This is a genomic window from Aeromonas sp. FDAARGOS 1416 (genome assembly GCF_019048085.1).
In the GTDB taxonomy this organism is placed as follows: Bacteria; Pseudomonadota; Gammaproteobacteria; order Enterobacterales; family Aeromonadaceae; genus Aeromonas; species Aeromonas veronii.
Map to the genome: position 1 here is coordinate 721749 of NZ_CP077301.1, position 19562 is coordinate 741310.

Annotated in this window: 14 protein-coding genes; 4 read left to right on the forward strand and 10 right to left on the reverse strand. The window is 57.8% G+C overall.

Annotated elements, in window-relative coordinates; all coding sequences use genetic code 11:
* Positions 1-3 precede the first annotated feature (3 nt).
* From I6L46_RS03290 to I6L46_RS03315, 6 genes are all read right to left on the reverse strand, one after another.
* Positions 4-1041, reverse strand: coding sequence for an HlyD family secretion protein (locus tag I6L46_RS03290; RefSeq protein ID WP_216977393.1), 1038 nt, complete (start codon positions 1039-1041; stop codon positions 4-6).
* A 3-nt stretch (positions 1042-1044) separates the two neighbouring features.
* Entirely contained in the window at positions 1045-1383 is a 339-nt protein-coding gene (locus I6L46_RS03295; protein ID WP_005337862.1) for a DUF3302 domain-containing protein, read from the reverse strand.
* Between the two features lie 223 nt (positions 1384-1606).
* A complete protein-coding gene (locus tag I6L46_RS03300; RefSeq protein WP_005350521.1) occupies positions 1607-3028 on the reverse strand; it encodes a carbon starvation protein A in 1422 nt (473 codons plus the stop codon).
* 140 nt (positions 3029-3168) lie between these two features.
* A complete protein-coding gene (btsR, locus tag I6L46_RS03305; protein ID WP_005350523.1) occupies positions 3169-3873 on the reverse strand; it encodes a two-component system response regulator BtsR in 705 nt (234 codons plus the stop codon).
* Positions 3870-5540 carry a sensor histidine kinase gene (locus I6L46_RS03310; protein ID WP_216977394.1) on the reverse strand — a complete coding sequence of 557 codons (1671 nt, stop codon included), beginning with the start codon at positions 5538-5540 and terminating at the stop codon, positions 3870-3872. Before I6L46_RS03310 ends, btsR begins: the two co-directional genes overlap by 4 nt.
* A 353-nt stretch (positions 5541-5893) precedes the next feature.
* Entirely contained in the window at positions 5894-7129 is a 1236-nt protein-coding gene (locus I6L46_RS03315; RefSeq protein WP_040066103.1) for an HD-GYP domain-containing protein, read from the reverse strand.
* A 230-nt stretch (positions 7130-7359) separates the two neighbouring features.
* Between I6L46_RS03315 and I6L46_RS03320 the strand changes: the two genes are divergently transcribed.
* Positions 7360-8976, forward strand: a complete 1617-nt coding sequence (locus I6L46_RS03320) for a phosphoethanolamine transferase (protein WP_216977395.1) — start codon at positions 7360-7362, stop codon at positions 8974-8976.
* 71 nt (positions 8977-9047) lie between these two features.
* Here I6L46_RS03320 and I6L46_RS03325 read toward each other — a convergent pair whose 3' ends face one another.
* From I6L46_RS03325 to nagB, 3 genes are read right to left on the reverse strand one after another with little or no spacing between them, the layout of a single operon-like run.
* A complete protein-coding gene (locus I6L46_RS03325) occupies positions 9048-10262 on the reverse strand; it encodes an ROK family protein (RefSeq protein ID WP_103250501.1) in 1215 nt (404 codons plus the stop codon).
* 4 nt (positions 10263-10266) lie between these two features.
* Complete coding sequence (gene nagA / locus I6L46_RS03330; protein WP_216977396.1) at positions 10267-11412, reverse strand: N-acetylglucosamine-6-phosphate deacetylase; 1146 nt, start codon at positions 11410-11412, stop codon at positions 10267-10269.
* A gap of 9 nt (positions 11413-11421) precedes the next feature.
* Positions 11422-12222, reverse strand: a complete 801-nt coding sequence (gene nagB, locus I6L46_RS03335; RefSeq protein WP_005334308.1) for a glucosamine-6-phosphate deaminase — start codon at positions 12220-12222, stop codon at positions 11422-11424.
* A 273-nt stretch (positions 12223-12495) separates the two neighbouring features.
* Between nagB and nagE the strand changes: the two genes are divergently transcribed.
* From nagE to glnS, 3 genes are all read left to right on the forward strand, one after another.
* Complete coding sequence (gene nagE / locus I6L46_RS03340) at positions 12496-13974, forward strand: N-acetylglucosamine-specific PTS transporter subunit IIBC (RefSeq protein ID WP_021231106.1); 1479 nt, start codon at positions 12496-12498, stop codon at positions 13972-13974.
* Positions 13975-14095: 121 nt separating this feature from the next.
* Positions 14096-16759: a beta-N-acetylhexosaminidase gene (locus I6L46_RS03345; RefSeq protein ID WP_005334304.1), complete on the forward strand. Its 2664-nt coding sequence runs from the start codon at positions 14096-14098 to the stop codon at positions 16757-16759.
* A 355-nt stretch (positions 16760-17114) separates the two neighbouring features.
* Positions 17115-18776 carry a glutamine--tRNA ligase gene (glnS, locus tag I6L46_RS03350; RefSeq protein WP_216977397.1) on the forward strand — a complete coding sequence of 554 codons (1662 nt, stop codon included), beginning with the start codon at positions 17115-17117 and terminating at the stop codon, positions 18774-18776.
* A gap of 116 nt (positions 18777-18892) precedes the next feature.
* Here glnS and fur read toward each other — a convergent pair whose 3' ends face one another.
* A complete protein-coding gene (gene fur / locus I6L46_RS03355; RefSeq protein ID WP_005334301.1) occupies positions 18893-19321 on the reverse strand; it encodes a ferric iron uptake transcriptional regulator in 429 nt (142 codons plus the stop codon).
* Between the last annotated feature and the right edge of the window lie 241 nt (positions 19322-19562).

A 19562-nucleotide genomic window follows, 5' to 3' on the forward strand; every position in this document is an offset into this window, starting at 1 on the left:
TGATCAATGGAACGGGAAGATGTAGTTCATCCAGCTTGCCATGCGCAGCAGTACTTTGCGCATCACAGATACATGGTGGAAGTAGTGGGTATAGATGGCAGCCTGCCCGCTGGAGCCTGCTATTACCTGATACTTGGCCCACTCGGGGTCGGTGATGGAGATAACCACCGGCAGACGACCCGGGCGCACCGCAGTGGTTTGATCCAGCAGACCGGCGTTGGCCTGCACGTTACCGGCGGCAATGGCCGGAACCACGGCGGTTACCTTGCCTTTGAAGATCTTGCCGGGTACGCCATCGATCACCACTTCGGCCTCATCGCCCACCGCCAGTCGCTGCATGCTGTTCTGCCAGAACCAGCCGACGTAGGCGGTGTCATCCTTGTGGATGAAGGTCATCACCGGACGATACATGAAGGGGGTGGCGATCATGCCGGGGCGCAGGGCCAGCTGTACCACATGACCATCGCTCGGGGCATAGACAACGGTTTGGGACTGCTGGTACTTGGCTTCCATCAGCTGGGCTTGCAGATCGTTCAGGATGGCTTTCTGCTGGTCAATCTGGGCCACGATGTCATCCACGTTGGCCTGGGTGACGTCGAGGTCACGCTGCTTGCCCACGCCACGGCGCATCAGGTCGCTGGCACGATCCCGATCAAGTCTGGCGGAGCGCAGTCTCGCCTCGATGGACTTGAGGTGCTCGCGGTTGGATTCGACCCGTGCGGTGAGGCTATCCACCTTGAGGCGGAACGGCTCATCATCGAGGCGAAACAGCACATCTCCTTTCTTCACCGGCTGATTGGCCTGCACCGGAACCTCAACGACCCGGCCCTTGACCAGCGGCACTATGGGGGTGGAGACGTAGTAGTTGCGCGCCATCTCGGAGTAGGGGTGGTTGTAGTTCATCAGCATGATCAGGGTGCCGATGAGCAGCACGCCACCCAGTGCTGCGGTGGGGACGGTCCACTTGTTGAGCGGGATGCGGAAGATTTTGAAGATGGCGACACACAGCGCCGTGTAGGTCAGGATCAGTAGCAGGTCCATGGTTTATCCCTGTTGCTCACTCTGTTCGATAGTGTTGATACGGCTCTTCAGATCCGCCAACTCCTGCTTGAGGGCCGCCAGCTCCTCTTCATCTTTTTGCAGCCGCTGGCTAAAGCCCCAGCCGCGATCGGGGCGATAGATGGTTGCCCAGATCCAGAGGAAGGGCCACAGCACATGCAGGGTAAACAGGCTGACCCAACCTGCCACGTGAATGGCATCCTGATGAGGGTGATTCCGATGTTTGGCAATCTCGTAAGGAATATCGTGGATAACGATGACTCCATAAAAAATGACCAGTCCGACAAAGACGAGCAGACCAAGTGCAAAATAATCAAGGGCCATTTATAACCTCCACTGGCATGACGCACAGCTTAATCATTGGTTCCAACAAGCACTAAAGCAATTAAGAATCACATATTTATCGTCAGTTCGCCCGGAATCTTAAAGCTATTCGCTGTATTGAAGCTGAAGCCGTTCAACAGTTGCATTATTAGTCTTTTTGTCATTAAAAAAGGCGCCATCAGGCGCCTTTTTTGTGCTGCTTTCGCTGCATTTTTTGCTGTTTTTACCCTTCGCTGGTACTGCTGACCAGCGGCTGGCGGAACTTCATCAGGAAGGCCACGGTAATGGCCGCCGTTGCAGTCAGGCCGATAATGGTGGAGGTCCCCATCTCCAGCCCGAACCCGATGGGGGCGTTGGCCAGATAGGTGATCACGACAGCAGTCATGAACATGGCGGGAATGGTGCAGATCCAGTGCAGCTTGCCCTCTTTGATGAGGTAGGCAGCCGCAGCCCACAGCATGATGACGGCGGTGGTCTGGTTGGCCCAGCCGAAGTAGCGCCAGATCACCCCGAATTCAGCCTTGGAGATGATGAAGCCAAGGATAAACATGGGGATGGCGATCAGCAGACGCTTGGCCAGCGGCTTCTGGGTCATCTTCAGGAAGTCCGCCACGATCAGGCGAGCACTGCGAAACGCGGTGTCACCGGAGGTGATGGGCAGGATCACCACGCCGAGGATGGCCAGAATGCCGCCGACTGTGCCGAGCAGGCTGGTGGAGACTTCGTGTACCACGGCTGCCGGGCCGCCGTTGGCCATAGTAGCGTTGAGTGCTTCGGTGCTGTCGTAGAAGGAGAGACCCAGGGTGCACCAGATAAGGGCGATGATCCCTTCACCGATCATTGCGCCGTAGAAGATGAAGCGGCCAGATTTTTCGTTCTGCATGCAGCGCGCCATCAGCGGTGACTGGGTGGCGTGGAAGCCCGATACCGCGCCACAGGCGATGGTGATGAAGAGCAGCGGCCAGAGCGGCAGTTCGGTCGGGTGCAGGTTGGAGAAGTCCATCCCGGTGTTGTAGAAACCTTTGCCGGAGGCGATCAGGCCAACGATGAGGCCGACCGACATGAAGACCAGCAGGGCGCCGAAGATGGGGTAGAAGCGACCGATGATCTTGTCGATGGGCACTATGGTCGCGAGGATGTAGTAGGCAAAAATCGCCACAATCCAGTAGACCAGATCGGTGGAGGTGAGGTTGGCGAGCAGCCCTGCCGGGCTCAGCACAAATACCACGCCCACCAGCATCAGCAGCACCACGGCAAACAGGTTCATGAAGTGCTTGGCGGCGGTGCCCAGATGCTCACCGACTACGGTCGGCACCGAGGCGCCCTTGGCGCGCACCGACAGCATGCCGGAGAAGTAGTCATGTACCGCACCGGCGAAGATGCAGCCAAAGACGATCCAGAGCATGGCGACCGGGCCGTAGAGGGCACCCAGGATGGGGCCGAAGATTGGGCCGACACCTGCGATGTTGAGCAGTTGAACCAGATAGACTTTCTTGTCCGACATGGGGACATAGTCCACCCCGTCAGCCATGGTGATGGCGGGGGTTTTCAGCTCGGGTTTCGGGCTGAATATCCGTTCGATGAATTTGCCGTATATGAAGTAGCCGGCCACAAGTAAGCCGACACAGAGGAAGAACCAGATCATTGCTACGCTCCTGCATTGTTATTTTTTAGTGTGCGGAGCGAGTCTAAAACGGTTGCGCCTGACTGGCAGGTGAAACTCCCCGAGCGGCGCTTTGGCGCGCCGAGCGGTCGGCGGCTGTGATCAGGCGCACACTCCGCGGTTCAGTCCAGCCCCAGCTGATCTTTGAGCTCCTTGAGATAGCGACGACTGACCGGCACCCGGGCGCCGCTCGGGGTGACAATCTCTGCCAGCTGGTTATCCAGCAGCCGGATCTCGAAGATGGCGTTGGGGGAGACCAGATACTGGCGGTGGCAGCGCAGCAGCGGGCTCTTTTCTTCCAGCGATTTGAGGGTGAGCTGGGTGTGGAACAGCTCGCCCTGACAGGCCACATGGACCCCGCCCAGATCGGAGAAGGCATACTCCACCTGCGCGATGGGCAGCAGCCTGACCCGATTGTGCAGATAGCCCGGAATATGTTCTATGGTGGGGGCCAGCCGCTCGATGGGCTGCGGGGAGATATCCTGCTTGAGGCGAGCGAGGGTCTTGGCGAGCCGGGCGGGCTCCACCGGCTTGAGCAGGTAGTCGAAGGCGTTCTCTTCAAAGGCCTGAATCGCATATTCGTCAAAGGCGGTGACAAAGACGATGCGGGGTAGGGGGTCGAGCATGGCGACCAGCTCCATACCGCTCAGCTTGGGCATCTGGATATCGAGGAACACCACGTCAGGCTTGAGGCGCTGAATAAGCGGCAGCGCCTCGATGGCGTTGGCCGCTTCCCCCACGATCTCGATGGCAGGATCGCAGGCCAGCTGTTGCCTCAGCTCTTCGCGGGCGTAGTGTTCGTCATCGACTATCAGAGTGCGGATCATGGTTGCTCCTTGGGGATGGTGAACGAGACCCGGGTCCACTGCTCAGGCTCGCAGGCAATAGTCACGCCATAGCGCTCGCCAAAGGCGCTTTTCAGTCGCCGATCGACAATGGTCATGCCCAGACCGTCGCCAGCGGGGTGCGCTTGCCAAGTGCCTGCATTATCTTCCACATGGATGGTGACGCAGGCGGGATGCTCTTCGGTCCAGAGGCGAATGCGCCCTTGCTCCAGCAGAGTCGAGATGCCGTGCTTGATGGCATTCTCGATCAGCGGTTGCAGGGTGAAGCTGGGCAGTCGCAGTGTGGCCAGATGGGGCGGGATCTCGTTTATCACCGTCAGCCGATCGCCAAAGCGGGCCAGCTCGATCTCCAGATAGGATTGGCAGTGCTCCTGCTCCTCCAGCAGGGTCGCAAGGCCACTCTGGCGCTTGAGGTTCTTGCGAAAGAACAGCGACAGGTGCAGCAGCAGATCCCGCGCCTTGTCCGGATCGCGCCGGGTGATGGCACTGATGGTGTTGAGGGTGTTGAACAGAAAGTGGGGGTTGATCTGGGCCTGGATAAGTTTCAACTCGGACTGCACCAGCAGCCGCTGATGTTGCTCCAGTCGACCGGCCAGCAACTGCTGTGACAGCAGGTTGGCAATCCCTTCCCCCAGGGTGTGGTTGATCTTGAGAAACAGCCGCTTCTTCGGCTCGTAGAGCTTGATGGTGCCGATCACTCCTTTGTCCCCCTGCAGCGGGATCACCAGCACCGAGCCCAGCTGGCATGCGGGGGAGAGGCTGCAGCGATAGGGCTGGCTGTTGCCATCGGCAAACAGCACCTTGTTCTGGGCGATGGCCTGCATGGTGATGGCTGACGCGATGGGGGTACCCGGCAGATGGTGATCTTCGCCAGTGCCGATAAAGGCGAGGATCTGCTCGGTGTCCGTGATGGCGACCGCCCCCACGCCTGTCTCCTCCTGAATGATGCGGGCAATCTTGTGGCTCGCCTCCGGGGTAAAGCCCTGACTCATGATCCCCACTGTGCGGTTGGCGATATTGAGCGCCTTGGCGGAGAAGACCCGGGAGAACTTCTCATACATCCGCTGCTGGTCGCGGATCATGCTGATAAAGAGCGCCGCGCCGCAGGAGTTGGCCAGAATCATCGGGGTGGCGATGGTGCGCACCAGCAGCAGGGATTTGTCGAACGGGGTCGCCACCAGCAGGATGATCACCATCTGCATGATCTCGGCATAGAGAGTGGTAAAGAAGGCGATACGCGGTTCAAACAGGGCATCTGTTCTCCCCGATCGCATCAGCCGCCAGTGCACTATGCCTCCGAGCAACCCCTCGCAGGTGGTGGAGATGGCGCAGGCGAGATCGGTAAATCCCCCCAGCGTATAGCGGTGCAGGCCGCCGGTCAGCCCCACCAGAAAGCCCACCAGCGGCCCCCCCAATAATCCCCCCAAGACGGCGCCGACCGCCCGGGTGTTGGCGATGGCATCATCGATATCGAGGCCCACATAGGTGCCGAGGATACAAAAGCTAGAAAAGATGATGTATATCAGTATCTTGTGAGGTAGTCTCACTGAATAGTTGGCAAGCGGGCGCAGCAGCGGGCTTTTCGAGAAGAGATAGGCGATCACCAGGCTGACGCTCATCTGTTGCAGCAAGGAGAGAACCAACTGCATAAAAAACGCTCCTCATAAGCCAGCTGAAAAAATAGCCAGTCCGTGAATAAGTGTGATCAGGATCTTGTTCTGTTGGCCCAACTGGGCGCAACGGGCCGTCAGTTTGCCAGAACAAGTGGATAAAACCATATTAAATCAGCATGTTAAATTGATATTTGTGTAAGCGGCAGCGGGTTGATATTGATGCATGGAGCATGAATGTATCCGCTGGATACGCCACACGGAGGTGGCATGCTCCGCCCGGCCCCTTGGCTGGGCGTTTTTTATACATGGTCAGTTGGCAACCTTCTGATGGGGGTTTGAGCAATTATTCCGGTTTGTCCAATGAGTTATCCCCAGCTTCTGGGGATAACTCAGAATGCAAAGTAGTAGCAGAAGCGGCGGGTCAGGTTGAAGAACTGCCGTTGTCCCTCATCCAGCTCCTCCTGTTTGATAAAAGCAGTGATGGTGCGTTCATCTTCCCGCAGATCGATCATAGCGACGGCTTCTGGCCGCTGGGCCTTGATATAGGGCAGGATCTTCGGCTTGAGGGGCATGGTGGGTTCGGTAGAGAGCACCAGCGCAATGCTCTCGTCGGAGAGTTTCACCAGTGATCCCGGCGGATAGACCCCCAGCACCTTGACAAGCAACTTGACCAGATTCTGGTCGAACTTCTTCTGGGATAGCTTGTAGAGCTGGCTGATGGCCTGACTCGGCGCGGCCGGGTTGCCGCTGTTGCGGGGATGGAGCAGCTCGTCGTAGAAGTCGACCAGCCCGATCAATCGCGCCAGCGGCGGGATCTCCCCGCCCTTGATCCCGAGCGGATACCCGCTGCCATCGAGCCGCTCGTGGTGCAGATGGGCGACCTGACGGATTTTCGGTTCAAAGGCGTTGAGCTGGGTCAGCATCTCCAGCCCGTACTGGGGATGCATATTGAGGAAGTTCTGCTCGGCCTTGTTGAGATCCCCCCGTTTTTGGGTGATCTGGCTCGGGATTTTCAGTTCGCCGATGTCGTGGATAAGTCCCGCAAGTCCCGTCTCCTCAATCTCGATGGGGTTCATGCCGAGTTCGCGGGCCATCAGCATGGCAATAAAAGCCACATTGAGGCTGTGTTGCAGCAGGATATCGGTGTGGGGGCTGCGAATAAGGTGGAGCCCGAGAGGCCCTTCATGCTGACTGAGGGTGAAGGCGGCATTGCGGACAATCTGGGCTGTATTGGCCAGCCCTTCATCCGGTTTGAGGTTGAGTGCCCCGAGTGCATCGCGCAGCTCGCTCATGGATTGGCCAAAGGCTTTGTCGGCGGCGCGCATGGAGCGGCGAAAGGCCTTTTCGTCAAAGGGGGGCGGGCCCGAGGCAATCAGCTCTTCCAGCTCATCAAGATCAGGTCCGGCATCCGGGATATCGCCGCGCAGCAGCGGCTCGATGGGCAGATCGCTCTTGTCGGGGTCGACCATCAGTAGGGTGAGATCAAGATGACGGAGAATGTCGAGTTGCTGCTGATCCTTGATCTTGAAGGTATTGAACATAAACGGGTGGTTAGTCCATCCCGTGGGGAGATGGATATAGTGGCCTACTCTCAATTGCTCTATCGAGGCTTGGATCAGTGCCATCGGTTAACCTGCATTTCGTGAATGCCTACTCAACAAGCTAGCAAAATCCGATGGATAGACAACTAAAAATCCATTTCGGGGCAGCGGAGCACCCCGTGCTGTGATGGGGCGCACGAGCGCCGTGCTTCTCCTCTTAATTCGCGCTTAAGTTTTACTTCCTACGCTGGCCCCGTCGTTTTTGTTGGCTTGGCCGGCCCGCTGCACTGCAGGCCGGTATGTAGGAGTTGTTTATGCGTGTAACTCTCGGTGTACTGCAGACCAATCTGTTGCTGGTACTCTTTTTCGCCCTGGTACTGAATTGGCCAATCTTTTTGCATTTCTATACGGTGCTCAGCGCCCTGACCCATGTCAAAGCCGGATTTGCCATCTCGATCCCGCTGGTGCTGATCGCGGCGCTCAATGCCGTGTTTATTCCCTTCACGTTCCGGTTTGTGCTCAAGCCCTTTTTTACCGTGCTCATTCTGACTGGCTCCATCGTCAGCTACGCCATGCTCAAATACGGCGTCATCTTTGATGCAGGCATGATCCAGAACATAGTGGAGACCAACAGTGGTGAGGCGGGGGCCTATTTGAATGGCTCAGTTGCACTCTGGTTTCTGCTGACCGAGCTGTTGCCTGTTCTGGTGCTCTGGTCACTGCGGATCCGCTATCCGGCTCGCTGGTATCATGGGTTGGCGTTGCGGGCTGGTGCACTGGCTATCTCTCTGCTGTTTATCGGGGGCGTCGCGTCACTTTACTATCAGGATTACGCCTCGGTCGGGCGCAACAACAAGTCGCTGGCCAAAGAGATTGTGCCTGCCAACTATGTGCACGGCCTCTACAAATATGGGCGTGATGTGCTGTTTGCCACGCCGATCCCTTACCAGCAGTTGGGGACCGATGCCAGGGTGGTGGCCCGGGGAAGCAAGCCGACTTTGATGTTCCTGGTGGTGGGGGAGACGGCGCGCAGCCAGAACTACTCCCTTAACGGGTATGGCAAGGCAACCAACAGCTTCACGGCCAAAGAGCAGGGGGTGGTGTCGTTCAGGAATGTGCGCTCCTGCGGTACGGCTACTGCGGTTTCGGTGCCCTGCATGTTCTCCAACCTCACGCGCCGTGGTTACGATGACCAGCTCGCCAGCTCCCGTGACGGCCTGCTCGATGTGCTGCAACATGCCGGAGTCTCGGTATTGTGGAAAGAGAATGATGGCGGCTGCAAAGGGGTGTGCCGCAATGTGCCGACCATCGAGATCCTCCCCAAATCCTATCCTGCGCTCTGTCAGGGGGAGTCTTGCTATGACGAGGTGCTGCTGGAGGGGCTGGATCAGCAGATTGCCGGCATGAAGGGCAACAAGTTGGTGGCTTTTCACCTGATGGGCAGCCATGGTCCGACCTATTTTCGTCGTTACCCTGCCAGCGAGCGCGTCTTTATGCCGGACTGCCCGCGCAGCGACATTGAAAACTGCAGCAACGAAGAGCTGGTCAACACCTATGACAACACCATCCGCTACACCGACAAGGTGGTGGGGCTACTGATCGACAAGCTCAAGTCGCTGGAGAGCCAGTACGATGTGGGACTGGTCTATCTCTCCGATCACGGCGAATCCCTTGGGGCCATGGGGCTCTATCTGCACGGCACACCATACAAGTTCGCGCCGGATGATCAGACCCGGGTGCCGCTGCTGACCTGGTTCTCGCCCCAGTTGCAGGCCGATCGCCAGCTTGATATGGGTTGCTTGGCAGCGGAGGCGAGCAGTCAGCGTTTCTCCCACGATAATTTGTTCCACTCCATGCTGGGGATCATGGATGTGCAGACCAAGGTTTACGACGGGGCTCTGGATCTGTTCAAACCGTGCCGGGCGGGCTAAACCGCCAGCAAGCACACAATAGAAAACGGCAGCCAGTGGCTGCCGTTTGGTTATCTCGCAAGATCAGTGTTTTACTTCTGCTCCATGATGATCTGCAGCAGATCCCCCTCCAGCAGGGCGCGCTTGACCAGCGCAAAGCCGCCATAGGTCGGCTGGTTCTGGAAGCGGGCTTTCACGATGGGCAGGCCACGGTGGAAGCTCGGCAGGGATTGATGCTCGACGCAGCGACGGATGGCCGGGAAGAGGATCTCTTCGGCGGCGGTGATTTCACCGGCGATCAGCACCTTCTGCGGGTTGAACAGGTTGACCGTGATGGCCACCGCCCGTCCCAGATGCTCACCCACGTTCTCGATCACGCTGCGGGCCAGTTCGTCCCCCGCCAGCGCCGCCTTGCACACCTCCTGAATGGTGATGTGCTTCTCTTGCAGCGTGCTCTGGTGACCGCGGCTGATGAGCTCCTTCACCTTGTCGATGATCGCTTCGTTGGAGGCGATGGTCTCGAGGCAGCCGAAGTTGCCACAGTGGCAGCGCTTGCCGAGCGGCTCGACCTGGATATGGCCGATCTCGCCGACGTTGCGGTTCTGACCGAGGAACACCTGACCCTTGGTGATGATCCCCGAGCCCGTCCCCTGGTGGACACTCACCAGAATGGAGTCCATGCAGTCGCGGGACTCGCCGAAGAAGTGTTCGGCCAGCGCCAGCGAGCGGGTGTCGTTGCCCACGTAGCAGGGGAGGTTGAAGTGGTTCTCAAGCAGCTTCGCCAGTCCCAGATTGCGGATCTGGTACTTGGGGGTGTAGATGACCATGCCGGATTCCGGGTTGACCAGACCCGGCATGGTCAGCGCGATGCTGATGAGGTTGCGACAACGTTCGCGGTTGGCATCGATAAAGGCGCCAATCTCTCGCAGCAGCATGTCGACCACGGGTTGCTGGTCGATCTCGGTCACCTGAATGACGTGCTGGTCGAGCTCCTTGCCATCGAGGTCATAGAGACTCAGTTGCAGGTAGCCGCGACCCAGCTTGGCAGAGACAAACTGAAAGCGATGCTTGATGGTGGTCAGGGAGATGGCACGCCGCCCGCCGGTTGAGGCTTGCGGAGAGGTCTCCTTGATCAGGCCATGCTCGATCAGTTGCCGGGTTATTTTGGTCACGCTGGCCGGGGCCAGCTGACTCAACTCGGCAATCTTGACCCGGGAGATGGGGCCTTGCAGGTCGATGAGCCGATACACGGCTGCACTGTTGACCTGCTTGATAAGATCTACGTTTGCTATTTGTCCGCCAGTCATGATGTCACTGTTGTGTGTAGTGTCCGTTAACCACGGTCCCACGGACCGTGAAGTCCTGATCGAAGACAGTGAGGTTGGCTACTTTACCGACCTGGATACTACCGAGACGTGAGTCCCATCCAATGGCGCGAGCGGGGTAGAGGCTGGCCATTCTCAGTGCTTCATCGAGCGGTAATCCGACCTGCTTGACCAGATTTTCCACCCCCTCAATCATGGTGAGGGAGGAACCGCCGAGTGTACCATTCTCGTCGACACACTGACCATCGCGTAAAAAGACGGTGGTGCCACAAAAATCAAATTTCTCAAAGCCTTCCGGCGCACCAGCTGCTGCGGTGGCATCGGTGACCAGCACCAGTCGCTCCCCCAGCGCCTTGTGAGCCAGACGCACGTTGGCCCAGTGCACATGGTGGCCATCGACGATGATGCCCGCGTAGACATCCTTGCGATCGTAGATGGCGCCCACGACGCCCGGCTCGCGACCGTTGAGGGTCGGAGTCATAGCGTTGTAGAGGTGGGTCGCAAAGCGAATACCGTTATCAAACCCGGCCATGGCCTGATCGTAACTGGCGGCAGTGTGACCGGCCGAGACCAGAATGCCCGCTTCCACCAGACGGCGGATATGGGCCGGCTCGTTGCGCTCCGGAGCAAGGGTGATCTTGGTGATGGCATCCGCGTTGGCGCAGAAGAAGTCGATCATCTCGTCCGCTGGCTGGCGAATTTGCGCGGCAGGGTGGATCCCCTTGCGCTTGAGGTTGGTGTAAGGCCCTTCCAGATGGACGCCCAGCACCTCGTTGGGGTGTGCCGCCATGTAGTCACGGGTCACCGCAACGGCCTGCTTCATGTCCGCATCCGGACTGGTGATCAGGGTCGGCAGGAAGCTGGTGGTACCGGATTTGAGGTTGGCCGCCTGCATGGTTGCCAGGGTCTCGACCGTGATCTCGGTGTTGAACATCACCCCGCCACAGCCGTTGAGCTGCACATCGATAAAACCGGCGGTCAGGTTGGCGCCTTTGAGGTCAATCTGCTTGATGCCCGCAGGCAATTCGGCCAGGTGAGAGATGGCGACAATCTTGTCGCCCTCGATAAGCACCCCGTAGCCGGTCAGCACGCAGCTGCCGGTGTAGAGGGTGCAGTTGGTCAATGCGTACATGACGACTCCTTACAGACGGCCGATGTTGGCGGCTTCCAGCTGCTGGAAGTAGCGAACGGTCTTGACCTTGAGCTCCATGGTGGAGGGCTCGTCGCACACCATCATTCCCTTCGGATGCAGTTGCAGGGTGGAGATGGTCCACATGTGGTTGACGCTGCCTTCTACGGCGGCCTGCAGGGCCAGTGCCTTGCCGTGACCGGTGACCAGGATCATGATCTCTTCCGCATCCATCAGGGTGCCGACACCCACGGTCAGGGCCAGTTTGGGCACCTGCTCCATGTCGCCACCGAAGAAGCGGGAGTTGGCGATACGGGTGTCTTCGGTCAGGGTCTTGACCCGGGTGCGGGAGGAGAGGGAAGAGGCCGGCTCGTTGAATGCGATGTGGCCGTCGTTACCCACGCCACCCATGAACAGGTGGATCTTGCCGTAGGACTTGATTTTGTCTTCGTAGCGCTTGCACTCGGCCACCAGATCCTCGGCATTGCCGTTGAGGATGTTGATATTTTCGGGACGAATGTCGATGTGGCTGAAGAAGTTGTTGTGCATGAAGCTGTGGTAGCTCTCCGGGTGATCTTCCGGCAGGCCGACGTACTCGTCCATGTTGAAGGTGACCACATTCTGGAAGCTCACTTCACCGGCTTTGTGCAACTCGATCAGGCGCTTGTAGGTGTTGAGCGGGGTGCCACCGGTGGGCAGGCCCAGTACGAAAGGGCGATCGCTGGTCGGCTTGAACGCGTTGATGCGGTCAACGATGTAACGAGCAGACCACAGGCCTACTTGGCTGGCAGATTTCAACGGGATCAGGCGCATATGGGATACCTCTGTGTCGGGTTGCGACCGGTTTGGCGGTGGCAATTGGCTAAGACGGATTCAAGTTGTTTTATAGCGTAAATAAAGATTGCGAACTAAGCCACATCTATCCACCACCTTTATCTTGTTTGGGTGATAACGATCACGATTATCGGTTTATTAATTTGCGCAGCGAAATAAAAGCCCTAGACTGCCAATCAAGCCTTGATGGCTTATGCGTCAAACGTGATAAGCACTTAATTTCTAGAAAAACATTAACTAAGGAGAGGAACCGTGAACATTCTCGGTTATTTGCAAAAGATCGGCCGTGCCCTGATGGTGCCGGTAGCGGTATTGCCTGCCGCAGCGATCCTGATGGGGGTTGGCTACTGGATTGACCCGAATGGTTGGGGTGGTGACAGTGCGCTGGCTGCCTTCCTGATTAAAGCGGGCGCAGCCATTATCGATAACATGTCCGTACTGTTCGCAGTCGGTGTCGCTTACGGTATGTCCAAGGATAAAGACGGTTCTGCTGCTCTGGCAGGTCTGGTCGGCTTCCTGGTCGTTACCACCCTGCTGAGCCCGGGCGCTGTGGCCCAGATCAAGAGCATCCCGGTGGAGCAGGTTCCTGCCGCGTTTGCCAAGATCAGCAACCAGTTCGTGGGTATCCTGTGTGGTGTTATCGCCGCTGAGCTGTACAACCGCTTCAGCAGCGTCGAGCTGCACAAGGCACTCTCCTTCTTCTCCGGTCGTCGTCTGGTACCGATCGTAACCTCCGTGGTGATGATCGTCGTATCCTTCATCCTGATGGCCGTATGGCCGGCAATCTACGGTGGTCTGGTCTCCTTCGGTGAGTCCATCGTGAGCCTGGGCTCTACCGGTGCCGGTATCTACGCCTTCTTCAACCGTCTGCTGATCCCGATCGGTCTGCACCACGCCCTGAACTCCGTGTTCTGGTTCAACGTGGCCGGTATCAACGACATCCCGAACTTCCTGGGTGGTCAGGCTACCATTGATGCCGCTCTGGCCGCTGGCAAGAGCCTGGAGCAGGTGAAAGGCGTGGTCGGTATGTACCAGGCTGGCTTCTTCCCCATCATGATGTTCGGTCTGCCGGGTGCTGCGCTGGCCATCTACCACTCCGCCAAGAAAGAGAACAAAGAGAAAGTTGCCTCCATCATGATCGCAGCTGCCTTTGCCTCCTTCTTCACCGGTGTAACCGAGCCGCTCGAGTTCTCCTTCATGTTCGTGGCGCCGGTACTGTATGTCATCCACGCCGTACTGACCGGTATCTCCGTGTTCATCGCTGCCTCCATGCAGTGGATGGCCGGTTTCGGTTTCAGTGCCGGTCTGGTGGATATGGTGCTCTCCAGCCGTAACCCGCTGGCGACCAACTGGTACATGCTGATCCCTCAGGGTCTGGTCTTCTTCGGCCTCTACTACACCGTGTTCCGCGTAGTGATTGCCAAGCTGAACCTGAAAACCCCGGGTCGTGAAGATGACGAAGATACTGCTCCGGCTGCCGCTCAATCTACCAACCGTACCGAGCTGGCCAAGCAATACCTGGAAGTGCTGGGTGGTCAAGAGAACCTGGTCTCCATCGATGCCTGCATCACCCGTCTGCGTCTGACTCTGAAAGACCGCAGCATCGTCGATGAGCGCAAGCTGAAAGCCCTGGGTGCGGCCGGTGTGGTCAAACTCGGTGAGCAGAACCTGCAGGTGATTCTGGGCCCATTGGCCGAAATCATCGCCGGTGAGATGAAAGCCCTGCGTTAATCGAGCGACTCGCTCACCTCAAGTCTAAGTCCATTGTTGACATAACTAAGGGCCCCGCTCAGGGGCCCCATATAAAAAAGCCAAGAAAATCCAACCTTTACTTCAAATGAGAGCAGCAGTTATGAACTTGAAACATTCTCTGTTAGCCATTGCCATGTCTACCGTTTTTGTCAGCCAGGTCCAGGCAGCCGATGCCGCCAAGCAGGCCGTGGTCGACTCCCTCGCCAACAACCTGGTGGTCAAGTATGAAGTGGTCACCAACGACGGTGCCGGTGCCGGCCTCGATTGCCAGGCGCTGGGTTCCGAGTGGGCGAGCTGTGGCGTTGCCAAGCTGCACCTGACCAATACCGGTGCGGACGTCACCTCCAAAGACTGGAGTATCTACGTCTCCTCCATCCGTCGTATCCAGCGTGTGGATAACGACCAGTTCACCATCACTCACCTGACCGGCGATCTCTATCGTTTGACGCCAACCGAGAAGTTCCAGGGCTTTGCCAAGGATGCCACGGTCGAAGTGCCGCTGGTGGTGGAATACTGGGTACTGTTCGAATCTGACATCATGCCGAACTGGTATGTCGCCAGCGAAGGTGCCGAGCCGAAAGTACTGGCCAGCATGAGCAACATCAATGATGCCAGCACCTACGAGAAGCCGATGCCAGCTGATGGCTGGAAGCGTACCAAGGATGACAAGAACATCCTGATGAACAGCGAGACCCGTTTCGCGGCCAACCAGACCAGCACCCTGCTGCCGGCTGGCAAGATTGACAACCAGATCCTGCCGACCCCGATGAAGCAGGTAGTCAAAGCTGGCCCGCAGGTTGACTTCTCTACCATCAAACTCAATGCCCTGGATCTGCCGAGCGATCGCGCCGAGGCCCTGAAGGCTCAACTGACCAAGCTGGGTGTTACCCTCTCCGACACCGGCTACCCGGTGACCATCAAGCTCGGCAGCAAGCTCAAGCAGGCTGAAGGCTATGACATGACCATCGGTCAGAAGGGCACCGTGATCCAGGGTCGCGACATCGACGGGGCATTCTGGGGTGCACAATCCCTGATCTCCCTGCTGGGTGTTGATGACAAGCTGGTGAGCCCGATGACCGTCGAGGATGCGCCGCGCTTTGAATACCGTGGCATGCAGACCGACGTGGCCCGCCACTTCCGCAGTCTGGATACCATGAAGAAGCTGGTTGACCAGATGTCTGCCATGAAGCTCAACGTGCTGCACCTTGGCCTGACCAACGATGAAGGCTGGCGTCTGGAGATCCCGGGTCTGCCGGAGCTGACCCAGGTCGGTAGCCAGCGTTGCCACGACGAGTCCGAAACCAAGTGCCTGATGCCGCAACTGGGTTCCGGCCCGACCAGCGACAATCAGGGTTCCGGTTTCTACAGCAAGTCTGACTACGTGGATCTGGTGCGTTATGCCAAGGCCCGCGGTGTGACCGTGATCCCCGAGATCAACATGCCGGCTCACGCCCGTGCTGCCGTGGTCTCCATGGAAGCGCGCTACAAGCGTCTGATGGCGGAAGGCAAAGAAGCGGAAGCCAACCAGTTCCGTCTGACTGATCCGGCTGACACCTCCAACGTCACCTCGGTCCAGTTCTACGACAAGATGTCCTTCATCAACCCTTGCCAGCCGGGTGCTGCCACCTTCGTGGCCAAGGTCATGGACGAAGTTGCCCAGATGCACCAGGCCGCCGGTCAGCCGCTGACTGCATGGCACTACGGTGGTGATGAGGCGAAGAACATCATGCAGGGTGGTGGCTATCAGGATCCGGCCGTCACCAAGAAAGAAGAGCTGGTCGCCTGGAAAGGTAACGTCGACTCCAGCAAGCAGGACAAGCCGTTTGGCAAGTCCCCGATGTGCCAGAAGATGATCGACGAAGGCAAGATCAAGGAAGTGGGCGAGCTGCCGGTTTACTTCGCCAAGGAAGTGGGCCAGATGGTCAAAGACCGCGGCTTCTCTACCCTGCAGGCGTGGGAAGATGGTCTGAAGTATGCCAGCGGTGCCAAGGACTTCGCCACCGACAACACCCGTGTCAACTTCTGGGAAACCCTCTACTGGGGTGGCTTCAACGAAGCGATGAAGTGGGCCCACAAGGGTTACCAAGTGGTGCTCTCCAACCCGGATTACCTCTACTTCGACTTCCCGAACGAAGTACACCCGGCCGAGCGTGGCTACTACTGGGCAACCCGTTTCAACGACACCCGCAAGGTATTCGCCTTCGCACCGGAAAACCTGCCGCAGAACGCCGAGACCTCGGTTGACCGCGACGGCAACGCCTTCGTGGCCAAAGGTGACCAGGATCCGGTCAAGTTCAAGGGGATCTCCGGTCAGCAGTGGAGTGAAACCGTGCGTACCGATGCTCAGTATGAGTACATGGTCTACCCGCGTATCTTCTCCGTGGCCGAGCGTGCCTGGCACAAAGGTGGCTTCGAGCTGAACTATGTGAAGGGTCGCGAGTTCTCCGGCGAGACCAAGTTCGTCAACAAGGCCACCCTCAACAAAGAGTGGAACCAGTTTGCCAACGTACTGGGTCAGCGCGTGCTGCCGAAACTGGATCAGGCTGGTGTTGAATACCGCCTCTCCGTACCGGGTGCCAAGGTAGTGAACGGTGTGCTGGAAGCGAACGTGGATCTGCCGGGTCTGCCCATCCAGTACAGCCTGGACGGTACCAACTGGAGTGCCTATGACGCCGCGGCCAAGCCGAGCGTGAATGGCAAGGTCTACCTGCGTACCACCAGCTTCGATGGCAAGCGCACCAGCCGCGTTACCGAACTGAACTGATAGCAGTCAACCGTTAACATGAGGTGGGTCGCAAGACCCGCCTTTCCCAAGGGCGATGGCGCATCGGGTTTGGGAAAGGTTGACTGTGCGTGTGAGCCTTTGTTGTGTGTAATTGTCTGTTTTGTGTTTTTCATCACTTTCAGCCCCGCCTAGTGCGGGGCTTTTTTATGCATTTGGGGTGCAATGTGCCAAGCCACGCCGTTTTTAGCGGCGCAATGGCCGGGAAATGGCCCGGAAGTGCCAAATTCAGGTTGAGACAGCGCCCGTAATAAGGGATCATACCCGGCTTGACGGCGGGGGGATGAGGGTGCCAGCCGGCACAACTTCCGCCAGTGACGCTTTTTTGAGGTGAGCCATGAGTCAGGCGAACAGCCCAACTAACTTTATTCGTCAGATCATTGATGAAGATCTGGCCAGCGGTAAGCACAGCAGCGTGCATACCCGTTTTCCGCCCGAGCCGAACGGTTATCTCCATATCGGCCACGCCAAGTCCATCTGCCTGAACTTCGGCATCGCCCGCGACTATCAGGGCCAGTGCAACCTGCGTTTCGATGACACCAACCCGGTGAAGGAAGATATCGAGTACGTAGAGTCCATCAAGCAGGACGTACAGTGGCTCGGCTTCCAGTGGAACGGCGAGATCTGCTACTCCTCCGACTATTTCGACAAGCTGCACGGCTACGCCATCGAGCTGATTGAAAAGGGTTTGGCCTATGTGGACGAGCTGACGCCCGAGCAGATGCGCGAGTACCGTGGCACCCTGACTGAAGCCGGCAAGAACAGCCCGTTCCGCGATCGCAGCGTGGAAGAGAACCTGGCGCTGTTTGCCAAGATGAAGAACGGCGAGTTCGCCGAAGGCACCGCTTGCCTGCGCGCCAAGATCGACATGGCATCTCCCTTCATGGTGATGCGTGATCCGGTTATCTACCGTATCAAGTTTGCCCACCACCACCAGACCGGTGACAAGTGGTGCATCTACCCGATGTATGATTTCACCCACTGCATCTCGGACGCGCTGGAAGGGATCACCCACTCCATCTGTACTCTGGAGTTCCAGGACAACCGTCGTCTGTACGACTGGGTGCTGGATAACATCACCATCGACTGCCACCCCCGTCAGTACGAGTTCTCTCGTCTGAACCTCGAATACACCGTCATGTCCAAGCGCAAGCTGAACCTGCTGGTGACCGAGAAGCACGTCGATGGTTGGGATGACCCGCGCATGCTGACCGTCTCCGGTCTGCGTCGCCGTGGCTACACCCCGGCCTCCATCCGCGAGTTCTGCAAGCGCATCGGCGTCACCAAGCAGGACAACATCGTCGAGATGAGCATGCTGGAAGCCTGTATCCGTGAAGACCTCAACGAACATGCACCGCGCGCCATGGCCGTGCTGCATCCGGTGAAAGTGGTCATCGAGAACCTGGCTGCCGATGAAGTGCTGACTGCCCCGGCCCACCCGAGCAATGCCGAGATGGGTACCCGCGAGCTGAACTTTACCCGCGAGATCTTCATCGACGAAGCGGACTTCAAAGAAGAGGCGAACAAGCAGTTCAAGCGTCTGGTGCTGGGCAAGGAAGTGCGTCTGCGCAATGCCTATGTGATCAAGGCCGAGCGCATCGAGAAAGATGCCGATGGCAAAGTCACCTGCATCTACTGCTCCTACGATCCCGAGACCCTGGGCAAGGATCCGGCCGATGGCCGCAAGGTGAAAGGGGTGATCCACTGGGTCAGCGCCACTTACTCCCTGCCAGCCGAAGTGCGTCTTTACGACCGTCTGTTCAAGGTACCGAACCCGGGCGCCGAGGATGACTTCGAAGCCGCGCTGAACCCGGAATCCCTGGTGATCATCGAGGGGGCCCGTGTCGAGGCATCCCTGAAGAACGCCAAGCCGGAGCAGGCTTACCAGTTCGAGCGTGAAGGTTACTTCTGCGCCGACAACAAGCTCTCCAGCCCGGAGCATCTGGTGTTCAACCGCACCGTTGCCCTGCGCGACTCCTGGGGCAAGGTAGAAGGTTAAGCCGATGGGGCAGGGGAGCCCCTGCCCTGTGTGCTGCCAGCGGCCTGCGCCGGACAATAAAAAAGCCAGCTAATGCTGGCTTTTTTATTGTCCGTTATCTGTAAGTCGCGGGCGACTTATTCGTCGTGCTTGCACTCACCTGTTGCACAGTGACCGTAGAGGTAGAGGCTGTGGTTGGTGAGACGGATATTGAATTTCTTGGCGATCTCGCGCTGACGCTGTTCGATCACTTCGTCGGAGAACTCGATCACCTTGCCGCAGTCGAGGCAAACCAGGTGGTCGTGATGCTCCTGAGTGGCCAGTTCGAATACCGACTTGCCACCTTCGAAATGGTGACGGGTAACGATACCGGCATCATCAAACTGGTTGAGAACGCGATAGACGGTAGCGAGACCAATCTCTTCACCCAGGTCGATCAGTCGTTTATAGAGATCTTCGGCGCTGGTGTGCTGGCAGTCCGGCTGTTGCAGGATTTCCAGGATTTTGACCCGGGGCAAGGTGATCTTGAGCCCGGCCTTTTTTAACGCTTGGTTGTTGTCTGCCATATTCTACTTATTCGCATTCTCGAAGGTGGGGTTATTCTGATGGACTGCCGCAGGAATGGCAACCTTGAACTCGCTTGGCCTGTCATTATAGGTCGTAGCCTCCCTAAAAATAAACCCAGCAATTCAAGGGGTTTAGTCATAAATGGCCGGTTGGATTGAAATAATCAATCGTGTCGTCCGACTTGCTGGCATGGCAGATGTTGATAAGATGTAACTTTCATATTCTGGTCGGATGAGATCC